Consider the following 13,478-nt stretch of genomic DNA (forward strand, 5'->3'; position numbering starts at 1 on the left):
TGATCAAATTAGATCGATATGGGAATAAAGCTTTGAGCGATTACTTCAAGAATGCCGTATTGTGGCTAATAATACTTGGTGTTCTGATTTTAATTTTCAGTAATATCAGTGACCGCAATAAGCCTACTGCGATGAAATACTCAGATTTCGTTGCAGCGGTGAATGCTGGCCAAATTAAGCAAGTCACAATTGACGGTTTAAATATTAATGGTGAAAAAACTAACGGATCACAGTTTGAAACTGTTCGTCCGCAAGTTGAAGACACTGAGCTTATGCCGAGCTTAAATAAGCAAAATGTTGTTGTAGAGGGGACAGCTCCTCAACGTCAAGGCATTTTGATGCAACTTCTCATTGCTAGTTTCCCTGTACTGTTAATCATTCTGTTATTCATGTTCTTTATGCGTAACATGGGTGGTGGTGCAGGCGGAAAAAATGGACCGATGAGTTTTGGTAAGTCGAAAGCAAAAATGCTTTCTGAAGACCAAATCAAAGTCAATTTTTCTGACGTTGCCGGTTGTGATGAAGCAAAACAAGAAGTTGTTGAAATTGTAGATTTCTTAAAAGACCCTGCAAAATTCAAACGTTTGGGCGCTACTATTCCTCGTGGCGTACTTATGGTTGGTCCTCCGGGTACTGGTAAAACGTTATTAGCCAAAGCAATTGCTGGTGAAGCTAAAGTTCCTTTCTTCAGCATTTCAGGTTCTGACTTTGTCGAAATGTTCGTGGGTGTGGGTGCGTCCCGTGTCCGTGATATGTTCGAGCAAGCGAAGCGTCATGCGCCTTGTATTATCTTTATTGACGAGATTGATGCAGTAGGACGTCACCGTGGTTCAGGTACAGGTGGTGGTCATGATGAGCGTGAGCAAACCTTGAACCAAATGCTTGTAGAGATGGATGGTTTTGAAGGTAACGAAGGCGTAATCGTAATTGCTGCGACTAACCGTGTTGATGTCTTGGATAAAGCATTATTACGTCCAGGTCGTTTTGACCGTCAAGTAATGGTAGGTTTGCCTGACATTCGTGGTCGTGAGCAGATTCTGAATGTACATTTGAAAAAATTACCTTCAGTTACGGGTGTGGATGTTAAAGTTCTATCTCGTGGTACTCCAGGTTTCTCTGGTGCACAGTTGGCAAACCTTGTTAACGAAGCTGCATTATTTGCTGCACGCCGTAATAAGAACACTGTTGACATGCATGACTTTGAAGATGCAAAAGACAAAATCTACATGGGACCAGAGCGTAAATCGATGGTTCTACGTGAAGAAGAGCGTCGTGCAACTGCTTATCATGAAGCGGGTCATGCAATTGTTGCTGAAATTTTACCGGGTACAGATCCTGTTCATAAAGTAACAATTATGCCGCGTGGTTGGGCTTTAGGTGTAACTTGGCAGTTACCTGAACAAGACCAAATTAGCCACTATAAAGACAAGATGCTAAACGAAATTGCAATTTTGTTTGGTGGTCGTATTGCTGAAGAAGTATTTATCCAACAGCAATCTACTGGTGCTTCAAATGACTTTGAGCGAGCTACTAAAATGGCGCGTGCAATGGTTACGAAGTACGGTATGTCTGACAAAATGGGTGTAATGGTTTACGAAGATGAAAACCAAAATGGTTTCTTTGGTAATGTAGGAAGCCGTACGATTTCTGAAGCAACTCAACAGTTAGTTGATGAAGAAGTACGTCGTATTCTTGATGAGCAATACAAAGTTGCACGTAATATCTTAGAAGGTAATAAAGATATTGCACATGCGATGGTAAAAGCTTTGATGGAATGGGAAACTATTGATCGTGATCAAATCCGTGACATTATGGAAGGTCGTGAGCCACAACCGCCTAAAGTATATGTTGCTGAAAACCCAGTGGCTGCATTTGAACCACCAAAAGATGGTCCATCTACACCACCACCATTGCCAGCAATGAACTAATTAGTGAATTAAAAAAGCCACAGTCATGTGGCTTTTTTTATGGGCTTGAGTTTGTTAAAAGCTAAAAATAAATCAACACCATATATAGGTGATAATTGCTAAAATACAGCCTGATTTTAAACTGGAGCTTTTTATGCAACTAATGCCTTTGCCTCAACAGATTTTACAGTGTGGACAGCTTCAGTTAGATTTATCACAGCCTCACGTTATGGGCATATTAAATGTCACACCAGATTCTTTTAGTGATGGTGGAAAGCATAATCAAGTAGATCAAGCGATTACTTATGCGCTAGCCATGGTAGAGCAAGGCGCTACCATTATTGATATTGGTGGTGAGTCTACTCGTCCAGGAGCCTCTGAAGTAAGCATAGAAGAAGAAATACGAAGAGTTGTGCCCGTAGTTGAAGCTTTAGCTAAACATAATATTGTTTTATCAATTGATACGAGTCAGCCTGATGTTATTCGTGCAGCGAAAGAAGCAGGAGCACATATTTGGAATGATGTACGTGCGCTTACTCGTCCCAATGCTTTAAAAACGGCAGCAGATCTGGATATACCCGTAGTGATCATGCATATGCGTGGTGAGCCGACTACAATGAATCAGTTGGACCAATATACGGACGTAACCTTAGATGTTATAGCGGAGCTCCAGCAGCGCGTGAATGAAGCTTTAAATGCGGGTGTGAAAAAACATAATATTATTATTGATCCTGGGTTTGGTTTTGCAAAAAATGCGCAGCAAAATTTAAGACTACTCAAAGAATTTTGGAAGCTTGGTGAAATGGGTTATCCGATTTTATCTGGCCTTTCTCGTAAACGTTTTATTGGTGAAGCATTAAAGGGTGCAACTGCAGATCAGCGTGGGGTAGGAAGCGTTACGGGGCATTTGCTTAGTATTCAGCAAGGAGCATGCATTGTTAGAGCGCATGATGTAAAAGCAATGACTGATGCAATTCTAGTTTGGAAGGCGATGATACAAGCTTAATAAAGTAGGCTTTATAAAAATCAGGTAGTAACTCATTAATTTAATGAGCTAGATGATTGAGTCAGGGAAAAATATCGTTATTCTTTTGAAAATATGTTATAAGCGGCAAGTTTTTGCTGTTGTGTAAACTTTTGTATGTTCGAAGACTTACTTCTCCCGATGTTTGATGATGAATATTATCCAGATATTTTGGTCGCTGAACTCAAGCAGCTCATTGAACAATTTGCTAAAAAAGTTCAGAAGCCTGCCTTAGCTGAGCAGGATATCTATCGATATGCTCATCAAACTGTGATTGAAATTAATGAGATGAAACCTCAGTTCGAAGATCTAGATTCTTCGTTAGATGATAGTGCTGCTGACTATATTGCTGAAGCAATGATGATGGTAGCACAGGAAGCTGGATATTTAGATCTAGAAATGGAAGAGCTGGTTATGAATCGAGAGTGGTGATTACTCTCGATTTTCAATATCTTCAAATACATCTAACAAGTGGCAAGATGCCTTTAAATGTATTTCGTCTATTTCTTTAACTTTTAAAACTAAAACACCATTCTCTTGATAATCTGCGTCCGCTAACAAACTGACCCAATAAGTTTCTCGTTTTTGTTCCAGCGTTTTAAATTTATCTATTATCTGTTCGGGTGCTTTAACTAAATAATCATCTTTAGTAATAGAGCAACGTGAAAAATACCAATGGTTGTCTTTGAAAGAAAGGGTACCAGAGAAAAGATCTGTGGCGTAAACCTTTGTTATAAAAAGGGTAGTGTAAACGAGTAATAATATTCTTATCATAAAATTCATTTTGTTTAGGCATAAAAAAACCAGCATACGCTGGATTCTTTGTAGCACCAAATTCAATATTTGAAAATGGTGCCCGGGGCCGGACTCGAACCGGCACGCTTTGTGGGCGGGGGATTTTAAATCCCCTGTGTCTACCTATTTCACCACCCGGGCATGTGCGCAATAATAGAGGACAAGTGCGCGATTGGCAAGAGAAAATCAGAGAGTTTGCTTTATTTTCAATCAGTTCTTGTTGGTATTTATATAAATTAACCAATTTGTGTCATGATTTGTTCATTAAACTGAGATCAGTTGTTCATCTTATCTACCTAAATTTAAGACACTCATTGCTTAAAACTTAGGTAATTTTATGTCAGAAAAAATTTCACGCCGAGAATTAATTCAAAAAAGTCTGTTCGGTTTTGGGGCGCTATCTTTGCCTGTAGCTTTTACGGGGTGTAATGATGGTTCCGATGAGGAGGAGGGTTCAGAAATACAAGCAGATTTTTTACATGGAGTTGCGAGCGGCGACCCATTGCAAGATAAAGTAATTTTATGGACGCGGTTAACACCAGTAGATCTTAATGTGCATCTTAGAGTTACTTGGGAAATTGCTACCGATGATCAGTTCAAGCAGAATTTAAAGACTGGTACGGTTCAAACGACTAAAACTGACGATTTTACCGTGAAGGTGGATGCAACAGATCTACAAGCGGCTACAACTTATTATTATCGCTTTCGATTTGGTAGCAAAGTCTCGCCAGTAGGGCAAACAAAAACATTACCTGTAACTACCAATAAGGTCAGCTTCGCAGTATGTTCTTGTTCTAATTATCCTGCGGGTTATTTTTACGTTTACCGTGAAATGGCAAAACAGAATGTGGATGTAGTCATTCATTTGGGCGATTATATTTATGAATATGGGGCTGATGGCTATGCGACAGAAGATGCTGCAAAGCTGGGCCGTACTTTACCGTCCGATAATAATAAAGAAATTATTAAATTAGATGATTATCGCAAACGTTATGCGCTTTATCGTCAGGATAAAGACTTGCAGGTGGTTCATCAGCGTCATCCTTTTATTGTAATTTGGGATGACCATGAGTTAGCGAATGATACTTGGCGCGAAGGTGCAGAGAATCATCAAAGTAATGAGGGTCCTTTCTTGGAGCGTAAATTAGCTGCTCTACAAGCTTATTTTGAATGGATGCCGATTCGCCCAGTTTCTAGTACCGATCATTTAAATATTTATCGTCAGTTTAACTTTGGTTCGCTGGTTCAATTAACCATGTTAGATACACGTATTATTGCGCGAGATAAACAGCTCGAATATACAGATTATATGATAACTTCTGGTTTAGATGCTCAAAAGTTTCAGGCTGATTTGACAGATCCAAAGCGTACTTTAATGGGATATACGCAAAGGGATTGGTTGGTCGATAAATTAAAGCAATCTACAGCAACATGGAATGTGATTGGTCAGCAAGTCTTAATGAGTAAAATGTGGATTCCAGCTGAGTTATTGGCATCGCTGGGGCAAATTACTTCAGGCGGAACTTCGCCGGATACATTAGCTAAAATGAATGCGCAAATTACAGAATTAGTCACATTAAAATTACGATTAGAGCAGGGTGATCCAACTTTAACTATTCAAGAAAAAGCGCGACTCACAACTTTAGTTCCATATAATCTCGATGCTTGGGATGGTTACTATGCTGAGCGAGAGTTTTTTTACACTAAATTGGCAGAGTTTAATAAGAAAATTATTGTTTTGGCAGGCGATACCCATAATGCGTGGACATCTTACTTATATAGCCAAAAGGGTGAATATGTCGGTGTTGAACTGGCGACAAGTTCGGTTTCTTCCCCAGGTCTTGAAAAATATTTAAGTATTCCATTGGCTCAGTTGCAGCAGTTTGAATTTGCCTTTACGACGCTTATCGATGAATTGGCATATTGTAATTTAAATCAGCGGGGTTATTTGATGGTTACACTAGATGATAAACAGGTGCTGTCGGATTGGATTTTTGTAGATTCAATTAAAAATGCAGAATATAAAGTAGATTCTAGTAGAAGCTATCAATTGGTGTTGGATGCGAATTTAACACCTGAAAAAGATAAGCAAAAAACTGCTTAAATATATGAGGCGAGAAAAGGATGCTAATAAGTATCCTTTTTTTAGACATAAAAAAACCAGCTTTCGCTGGATTCTTTATGACACCAATTTCTATACTAGAAAATGGTGCCCGGGGCCGGACTCGAACCGGCACGCTTTGTGGGCGGGGGATTTTAAATCCCCTGTGTCTACCTATTTCACCACCCGGGCTTTACCAAATTTGGAGGCGGAGGTCGGAATCGAACCGGCGTCCACGGAGTTGCAGTCCGCTGCATGACCACTCTGCCACCCCGCCTACATTTGGTGATGCACATATTAGCAACCTTTACAAAAAAAACAATACTGTTTTGAGATAAGATGAACATAAAAGCAACATCTAGAATAAATTTGTCCAAATAATCATGTATTATTGGCACATTAAATTCATGTCTACCTTGGAGATGTGCTGTGGCATTGGTTTTAGACGGTCGCGCATTAGCAAAGCAAATTGAAGAAAATTTGTCAGTACGTGTTGAAGCTTTAAAAGCTAAAACAGGTCGTACCCCAATTTTGGCGACTATTTTAGTTGGGGATGATGGTGCATCTGCAACTTATGTACGCATGAAAGGAAATGCTTGCCGTCGAGTAGGCATGGACTCTTTAAAAATTGAATTGCCACAAGAAACGACAACAGAACAATTATTAGCTGAAATAGAAAAACTTAATGCTAATCCAGATGTACACGGCATTCTTTTACAACATCCAGTTCCAGAGCAAATTGATGAGCGTGCATGTTTCGATGCTATCTCATTAGCTAAAGATGTTGATGGTGTAACTTGTCTTGGTTTTGGCCGTATGGCTATGGGTGAAGCTGCATATGGTTCAGCGACTCCTGCAGGCATTATGACCATTTTAAAAGAAAACAATATCGAAATTGCTGGTAAACATGCGGTTGTAGTCGGTCGTTCTGCAATTTTAGGCAAACCGATGGCAATGATGCTATTGCAAGCGAATGCAACAGTAACGATTTGCCATTCACGCACACAAAACTTACCTGAGCTTGTGAAGCAAGCTGATATTATTGTAGGTGCAGTTGGTAAAGCTGAACTTATCCAAAAAGACTGGATTAAACGAGGTGCAGTGGTTGTAGATGCTGGTTTCCATCCTCGTGATGGCGGTGGTGTAGGTGATATTCAACTACAAGGTATTGAAGAAATTGCTTCTGCTTACACACCAGTACCGGGTGGTGTTGGTCCAATGACCATTACTACTTTGATTCGTCAAACTGTAGAAGCTGCTGAAAAAGCTTTAGGTTAATTTAATTAACGCTAGGCTGTTATTTGATACGCGTAACCGTCATCCGCAATTGTTTAAGGCAGAAATACGTTAAAAATTTAATGTTTCTGCGATGCTTTCGATTCTAGATAGTATCTGCCGAGTTTTGCGGATGACAATGGTTTTGCCTGCTTTTCCCGAAAGAAAAGTAGGTCCAACCAAAGGTTATTCTAAAAATTCAAATCATAATGGAATGACTCTGTTATGCTTGTTATAAAAATGAATTAAAAGAAATCTGATGAGCTGCACTTTTCAACTGTCTAAAGCCCCTGAACATTTACTTCAAGCACTAAATGAAGTTATTCCTAATTGTGAGTTGATGGTACAACAATTACCAGAAACGCCTATTTCTTTATGGTTGATTCCACCTGTTTTTCCAACTGATCGCTTAGATGACGAAGTTATTCGCCGTATTTGGAATGATACGCCGTATTGGATTTTTTGTTGGGCTTCAGGTTTAGCGATGGCTCAGTGGTTACTTGCAGAGCCACATCATGTTAAAGATAAAGTCGTTTTGGATTTTGGAGCGGGTTCTGGTGTCGTCGCAATTGCTGCAAAAATGGCAGGAGCGAAACGAGTCATCTGCTGTGATATCGATCAAGTTAGCTTGAATGCTTGCCGTGAAAACGCTTTACTTAATAATGTTGAGCTAGAATATTTAGATGATTTATATAAGGCTGAGCAAGTTGATGTTTTATTGGCAGCTGATGTTTTATACGATCAATGTAACCGCTTTTTCTTAGATGAATTTTTAAAGTTTGCGTCAGAGGTCTGGGTGGCTGATAGCCGTGTTAAAAACTTTAGTCATCCCAAATATGAAAAAATTGAAGAAAGAAGTGCTTCTACATGGCCTGATCTAGATGAAGCTAAAGAGTTTAGAAATGTAAGTTTTTATAAGACGCTGTAAAAGAACAGCGTCTTTTTTTATTTTATGAACAAGTATAACGAACAACTTTTAGTGTGCTTGGACGTGCTTCAAGCGCTTGGCGAGTCGCATAGTCTTCACCATTATTTAAGCTAGGTGTATTTGATAAGCCAAAAGAAGCACGAGTTTCGCCGAGTTGAATTCCGTAATGCTCATCTTTCGCTGGATTAGGAATTTCGTTAATACTCAAAACTGATAATTTATAAACCTTCTGAGCACCTAGCACATTCTGACAAGCGCGTTGTAATTTACGTTCATCGAGTTGCTGGTTATTACGACCCGCTAAAGTGTAAGCTAAAGTCGCCGAAGTTTTTGTTTGGTTTTCAATCTGGTATCCAGTTGAACCATTATATTGTCGAGGGGTAGTCTGACAAGCAGTTAAAACAAACATACTACTTAATGCCAAGCATAAAATACTTCTATTCATCAGTATCGTCCTTATTTTCTTATAGCTAGTATCTCATAAAATACAAAGGTTGTTGGGGCTTAATCGTATGATTTGAGCTAACATCGGCGAACGATATTAGCCCTTATTAGTAAAGTATTAATGTTCTTTAATTTTTGAGTGATGCTTGGTATCTTTCATAAAAATATAAATAATCAGAGAAATGAAGATCATGATACTTACATAAATAAAGTACCAAGATTCATGCCCAGCTTCTTTAAAACTTAAAGCAAAGAACTCTGCTGTTCCGCCAAATAACGTATTGGCAATCGCGTAAGGTAATGCAACACCTAAAGCGCGAATGTGTGCAGGGAAGAGCTCAGCTTTAACTACAGCATTAATTGAAGTATAACCAGTCACCATTACGAGACCTCCAAAACATAACCAGAAAGCTGTCCAGTAGTTATGTGTATTTGCGAGTGCATCAAATAGAACGTATGTGAATAAAACACCTGTTATTCCGAAGAAAATCATAAGAGGTTTTCGGCCAATGCGATCGGATAAAGCACCTGCTACAGGCTGTAGACACATAAAAATAAATAGCGCTAAAGTTGTAATTTGAGTGGCTTCAGGTTTGGTGAATCCAGAGGTGTTGACCAAATATTTTTGCAGATAAGTCGTGTAAGTATAGAAAGCTAAAGTCCCGCCAGCTGTTAAAAACAATACTGTGAACGCTTCTTTCGGATAATGTTTAAATAAAGCAAACATGCCTGATTTTGGCTGGTCTGTTTCTGCCTGAGCATTTTTAAAAGATTGAGTTTCTAATAGGCCACGTCGAATACGGAAAACTACAATAGCAAGTAAAGCTCCGATAAAGAATGGGATACGCCATCCCCAATCATGTAGTTGTTCTTCGGTTAATACCATTTGTAATATTAATAGAACACATAGGGCTGTGAGCTGGCCAGCAATCAATGTTACATATTGGAAGCTAGAGAAAAAACCACGTCGATTTCTTTCAGCCATTTCACTTAAATAGGTAGCACTAGCACCATATTCACCGCCTACACTTAAGCCTTGAATTAAACGGGCAACAACTAAAAGAAGAGGGGCAAATACACCAATACTTTCATAACTTGGTGTCACGGCAATAAGAAGCGAACCTATACACATTAAAGTGACGGAAAGGGTAAGACCCGCCTTACGTCCTTTACGGTCTGAATAGATACCCATAATCCATGCACCGATCGGGCGCATTAAAAAGCCTACAGCAAAAATTGCGGCCGCTTGAAGGAGCTGAGCCGTCTGGCTACCTTTTGGAAAAAAAGCATGAGCAAAATAGAGCGTAAATGCGGCATATACATACCAGTCGTACCATTCGACAAGGTTACCGGCAGAACCGCCCAAAATTGATTTTAGACGAGTTTTTGTATCTAAATTAGAATGTGGAGTTGTTGCGGTAGAAGGTTGATCAACCATGAGTCGCTCCATGTTTCGCTTGGGTTGAATGCTAAAAAAGAGAAGATTTATTCCGTTTTTACATATTTTCTAGAGGAGTATTTCACTTTATTTTTTTTATGTCTGTAAAACAATGTTTATTATTTAAGCAAAGGAATAAGTTGAATATTTATGTGATTTCAAATTAGCCGATCAGCTCACGTTTATAATATTGTTGGGATCTTTGGCATATTATTTTTTTCCAAGTAGTAAAAATTGATAAAGAATGAGTAGAGTTTGGGTGAAGAAAACCTATACCCCTTAAAAATAATGATATATTCCAAAGAAAATTTTAAGTAAATATAGTTAGGCATGATGTCTTGGCATTGTGGACTAGATGTGTGTGAATAATGAAAGGGACATTCAGATGTCAAATTGCCCGAAAAAATATATTGTTGCTTTTGATCAGGGAACAACAAGCTCAAGAGCAATTGTTTTAGACCATAATGCTAACGTTGTCAGTATTGCTCAAAAAGAATTTACTCAAATTTATCCTCAGCCTGGCTGGGTCGAGCATGATCCTATGGAAATTTGGGCTACGCAAAGTGCTGTTTGGGTAGAAGCTTTAGCTCAAGCAGGCATTAAGAGTGAACAAGTTGCAGCAATTGGGATTACCAATCAGCGGGAAACCACAGTTGTTTGGGATAAAAAAACGGGCAAGCCGATTTACAATGCGATTGTTTGGCAAAGTCGACAAACGACTGAGATATGCAATCAACTACATAAAGCAGGATTGCAAGAATACATACGTAAAACAACGGGTTTGGTGATTGATCCGTATTTTTCGGCCACAAAAATTAAATGGATTTTAGACCATGTTGAAGGAAGTCGTGAACGTGCTGAGCGAGGTGAATTATTGTTCGGTACGGTGGACACTTGGTTAATCTGGAAACTAACCAATGGCGCTGTTCATGTCACTGATTTTACCAATGCTTCAAGAACTATGCTTTTTGATATCGAAAAACTTGAATGGGATGAAAAACTTTTACAAGTTTTAGATATTCCTCGAGTAATGCTACCCGAAGTGCGTAGCTCATCTGAAGTTTATGGATATACACATACCATAAGTGGGCAAGAAGTTGGTATCCCCATTGCAGGAATCGCAGGTGATCAACAAGCCGCACTGTTTGGTCAAATGTGTGTTGAGTCTGGTCAGGCAAAAAATACCTACGGCACAGGCTGTTTTCTATTAATGAACACAGGTAAGAAGATTGTCCGGTCAGAACATGGATTACTAACTACTATTGCATGTGGTGCGAGTGGAGAGGTGAACTATGCCTTAGAGGGCGCCGTTTTTAATGGTGGTTCTTGCGTGCAGTGGTTACGCGATGAATTAAAAGTCATTAAGAATGCTAAAGACTCTGAGCTTTATGCAACACGTGTGAAAGACAGTAACGGTGTATATGTTGTACCTGCTTTTACAGGGTTAGGCGCACCATATTGGGACCCAACAGCGCGTGGAGCTATTTTTGGACTTACTCGTGGGGCTAGTATTGAACATATTATTCGTGCAACTTTAGAGTCTATTGCTTTTCAAACCCGAGATGTTTTGGATGCAATGCAGCAAGATGCAGAAGAAGAGCTCCGTACACTCCGTGTTGATGGGGGAGTAACGGGAAATAATTTCTTAATGCAATTTCAGGCTGATATTTTAGCGACACCAGTAGAACGTCCAATAATGAAAGAAACCACAGCTTTGGGGGCAGCTTTTCTTGCTGGACTGGCTACGGGTTTCTGGCAAGATCTACATGAGTTAAGAAATAAATCTGCCATAGAAAAGGTATTTGAGCCAAAAATGTCTTCTGAGCAATCTGAGATGATTTATAAGGGTTGGCTCAAGGCAGTTAAGCGTAGTCAAAGTTGGGCTGAGGATTAATTCGTTCTTTAACTGGTTGAATTCAATAGTAGGATAATCAATTAACGGTTAAACACTTAGTTATTTAAAATTGATTATTCTACTTTTTTGATTGTTGTTTCATCAATTTGATGTTTTAATTTTTATAAGATCAACAATAAAAAGAAAATGAAAAATGACAGTACAGCCTAATGATTATTCAAAAATATATGACATTGCCGTGATCGGTGGCGGTATTAATGGTGTTGGTATTGCTAATGATGCTGCAGGTCGTAGATTATCGGTATTTTTATGTGAAAAAGATGATTTAGCTAGTCACACCTCATCTGCGAGCAGCAAATTAATTCATGGTGGTCTGCGCTATTTAGAACATAAAGAATTTAGATTGGTTAGAGAAGCTCTAGCAGAGCGTGAAGTGCTGTTGGCTAAAGCTCCACATATTATTAAACCCATGCGCTTTATTATGCCTCATCGACCACATTTACGTCCTGCGTGGTTAATTCGGGCGGGCTTGTTTTTTTATGATCATTTGGGAAAACGAGAAAAACTATTAGGATCAAATCTTATTTACTTCAAAGAAGATAGTCCTTTAAAACCAGCCATCACACGTGGCTTTGAATATTCTGACTGTACTGTAGATGATGCACGTCTTGTAGTGTTAAATGCATTACAGGCCAAAGAGAAAGGTGCCAAAGTCGTAACACGTACGCGTTGTATTAAAGCTTATAGGGAACAAGAGCTGTGGCATCTGGAGTTACAAAGCGGAGCAGAGTTTTATCAGGTACGTGCAAGAGCTTTGGTGAATGCAGCTGGTCCTTGGGTCGAAGAACTTATTAGTGAAAATCTGAAGCTAAAATCACCCTATCGAATTCGGCTGATCCAAGGAAGTCATATTGTTGTACCAAAATTATATGACTGCCATAAAGCCTTCATTATGCAAAACGAAGATCGACGCATCGTGTTTGCAATTCCGTATTTAGAAAAATATACACTGATTGGTACGACCGATCAGGAATATACAGGTGATCCACAAAAGGTCGAGATCACAGAGGTAGAAATTGATTACCTCTTAACAGTGACCAATTCACATTTTAAAAAGCAGTTAACTCGAGCTGAAATTGTAAGCCAGTACTCGGGTGTACGTGCTTTATGTGATGATGAATCTGATAATCCTTCAGCGATTACACGTGACTATACCTTGGCATTACAGGCTGAACATAAAAAAGCACCTTTGTTATCTATATTTGGCGGCAAGATCACAACTTATCGGAAACTGGCAGAGGCTGCTTTAGAAGATTTATCCCCGTTTTTTAGTAATATGGCAGAGGAGTGGACTGCAGATGAGCCATTACCTGGCGCTGAAAATTGGACAACACTAGATGATTTAACGCATCAGATTTATTCACGTGTAAGTGGAGTGTCTGAATCACTTGCTAACCGTTGGGCGCATGCATACGGCACAAGAGTCTGGAATATGCTCCAAGAGAGAAATGCAATAGAGCAATTAGGCCAGAATTTTGGACATGATTTATTTGAATGCGAAGTCAAATACTTATGTGAATATGAATGGGCAACTACTGCTGAGGATATATTGTGGCGTAGAACAAAACTAGGTCTGGCATTTGATGAAAAACAAATAAAAGTATTAGAAGTTTATTTATCTGAGCGTCGACAAAAAGATGATGCCGCATAA

General features: G+C 39.2%; 11 protein-coding genes and 3 tRNA genes. 8 read left to right on the forward strand and 6 right to left on the reverse strand.

Annotation, left to right across the window (positions count from 1 at the left end; genetic code table 11):
• The first annotated feature begins 32 nt into the window (after window positions 1–32).
• The 3 genes from ftsH to RMB06_RS01280 all read left to right on the forward strand — a co-directional run bounded on the left by ftsH (window position 33) and on the right by RMB06_RS01280 (window position 3,363).
• Window positions 33–1,928, forward strand: coding sequence for an ATP-dependent zinc metalloprotease FtsH (ftsH, locus tag RMB06_RS01270; protein WP_005803954.1), 1,896 nt, complete (start codon window positions 33–35; stop codon window positions 1,926–1,928).
• A 133-nt stretch (window positions 1,929–2,061) separates the two neighbouring features.
• The gene (gene folP / locus RMB06_RS01275; protein WP_213074817.1) at window positions 2,062–2,913 is read left to right on the forward strand and encodes a dihydropteroate synthase; all 852 of its coding nucleotides are present in this window, start codon (window positions 2,062–2,064) and stop codon (window positions 2,911–2,913) included.
• 135 nt (window positions 2,914–3,048) lie between these two features.
• The gene (locus tag RMB06_RS01280; protein WP_005067609.1) at window positions 3,049–3,363 is read left to right on the forward strand and encodes a DUF5713 family protein; all 315 of its coding nucleotides are present in this window, start codon (window positions 3,049–3,051) and stop codon (window positions 3,361–3,363) included.
• Here the strand turns inward: RMB06_RS01280 and RMB06_RS01285 are convergent, their stop codons facing one another.
• Together RMB06_RS01285 and RMB06_RS01290 are read right to left on the reverse strand one after the other, a co-directional pair.
• Complete coding sequence (locus RMB06_RS01285) at window positions 3,364–3,741, reverse strand: hypothetical protein (protein ID WP_017385773.1); 378 nt, start codon at window positions 3,739–3,741, stop codon at window positions 3,364–3,366.
• 40 nt (window positions 3,742–3,781) lie between these two features.
• Window positions 3,782–3,867, reverse strand: a tRNA-Leu gene (locus RMB06_RS01290).
• A gap of 196 nt (window positions 3,868–4,063) precedes the next feature.
• Here RMB06_RS01290 and RMB06_RS01295 point away from each other — a divergent pair.
• Window positions 4,064–5,830 (forward strand): alkaline phosphatase D family protein, encoded by a 1,767-nt coding sequence (locus RMB06_RS01295; protein ID WP_311077902.1) that lies wholly within the window; start codon window positions 4,064–4,066, stop codon window positions 5,828–5,830.
• A gap of 103 nt (window positions 5,831–5,933) precedes the next feature.
• Here RMB06_RS01295 and RMB06_RS01300 read toward each other — a convergent pair.
• A tRNA-Leu gene (locus RMB06_RS01300) sits at window positions 5,934–6,019 on the reverse strand.
• Between the two features lie 11 nt (window positions 6,020–6,030).
• Window positions 6,031–6,104, reverse strand: a tRNA-Cys gene (locus tag RMB06_RS01305).
• A gap of 152 nt (window positions 6,105–6,256) precedes the next feature.
• Between RMB06_RS01305 and folD the strand changes: the two genes are divergently transcribed.
• Both folD and RMB06_RS01315 read left to right on the forward strand, forming a co-directional pair.
• Window positions 6,257–7,105, forward strand: a complete 849-nt coding sequence (gene folD / locus RMB06_RS01310; protein WP_233732953.1) for a bifunctional methylenetetrahydrofolate dehydrogenase/methenyltetrahydrofolate cyclohydrolase FolD — start codon at window positions 6,257–6,259, stop codon at window positions 7,103–7,105.
• A gap of 256 nt (window positions 7,106–7,361) precedes the next feature.
• A complete protein-coding gene (locus RMB06_RS01315; RefSeq protein ID WP_262451210.1) occupies window positions 7,362–8,030 on the forward strand; it encodes a methyltransferase in 669 nt (222 codons plus the stop codon).
• A gap of 22 nt (window positions 8,031–8,052) precedes the next feature.
• On the opposite strand, the gene RMB06_RS01320 is transcribed toward RMB06_RS01315, so the two are convergent.
• Both RMB06_RS01320 and RMB06_RS01325 read right to left on the reverse strand, forming a co-directional pair.
• The gene (locus tag RMB06_RS01320; protein ID WP_311077903.1) at window positions 8,053–8,475 is read right to left on the reverse strand and encodes a hypothetical protein; all 423 of its coding nucleotides are present in this window, start codon (window positions 8,473–8,475) and stop codon (window positions 8,053–8,055) included.
• A gap of 117 nt (window positions 8,476–8,592) precedes the next feature.
• On the reverse strand, window positions 8,593–9,924 hold the full coding sequence (locus tag RMB06_RS01325) for an MFS transporter (protein WP_005803945.1): 1,332 nt from the start codon (window positions 9,922–9,924) through the stop codon (window positions 8,593–8,595).
• 373 nt (window positions 9,925–10,297) lie between these two features.
• On the opposite strand from RMB06_RS01325, the gene glpK reads away from it, so the two are divergent.
• Entirely contained in the window at window positions 10,298–11,806 is a 1,509-nt protein-coding gene (glpK, locus tag RMB06_RS01330; RefSeq protein WP_311077904.1) for a glycerol kinase GlpK, read from the forward strand.
• Window positions 11,807–11,960: 154 nt separating this feature from the next.
• The gene (glpD, locus tag RMB06_RS01335) at window positions 11,961–13,478 is read left to right on the forward strand and encodes a glycerol-3-phosphate dehydrogenase (RefSeq protein ID WP_311077905.1); all 1,518 of its coding nucleotides are present in this window, start codon (window positions 11,961–11,963) and stop codon (window positions 13,476–13,478) included.

Origin of the sequence: Acinetobacter sp. V104_13, from assembly GCF_031798995.1 — a bacterium.
Taxonomy (GTDB): Bacteria; Pseudomonadota; Gammaproteobacteria; order Pseudomonadales; family Moraxellaceae; genus Acinetobacter; species Acinetobacter pittii.

Excerpts from the sequence above, each read along its gene's own strand:
- RMB06_RS01285 (WP_017385773.1), bottom strand. The coding sequence starts at position 3,741 with ATGCTGGTTTTTTTATGCCTAAACAAAATGAATTTTATGATAAGAATA.
- folP (WP_213074817.1), top strand. The coding sequence starts at position 2,062 with ATGCAACTAATGCCTTTGCCTCAACAGATTTTACAGTGTGGACAGCTT.
- glpD (WP_311077905.1), top strand. The coding sequence starts at position 11,961 with ATGACAGTACAGCCTAATGATTATTCAAAAATATATGACATTGCCGTG.
- glpK (WP_311077904.1), top strand. The coding sequence starts at position 10,298 with ATGTCAAATTGCCCGAAAAAATATATTGTTGCTTTTGATCAGGGAACA.
- RMB06_RS01295 (WP_311077902.1), top strand. The coding sequence starts at position 4,064 with ATGTCAGAAAAAATTTCACGCCGAGAATTAATTCAAAAAAGTCTGTTC.
- RMB06_RS01325 (WP_005803945.1), bottom strand. The coding sequence starts at position 9,924 with ATGGAGCGACTCATGGTTGATCAACCTTCTACCGCAACAACTCCACAT.
- RMB06_RS01280 (WP_005067609.1), top strand. The coding sequence starts at position 3,049 with ATGTTCGAAGACTTACTTCTCCCGATGTTTGATGATGAATATTATCCA.
- RMB06_RS01315 (WP_262451210.1), top strand. The coding sequence starts at position 7,362 with ATGAGCTGCACTTTTCAACTGTCTAAAGCCCCTGAACATTTACTTCAA.
- RMB06_RS01320 (WP_311077903.1), bottom strand. The coding sequence starts at position 8,475 with ATGAATAGAAGTATTTTATGCTTGGCATTAAGTAGTATGTTTGTTTTA.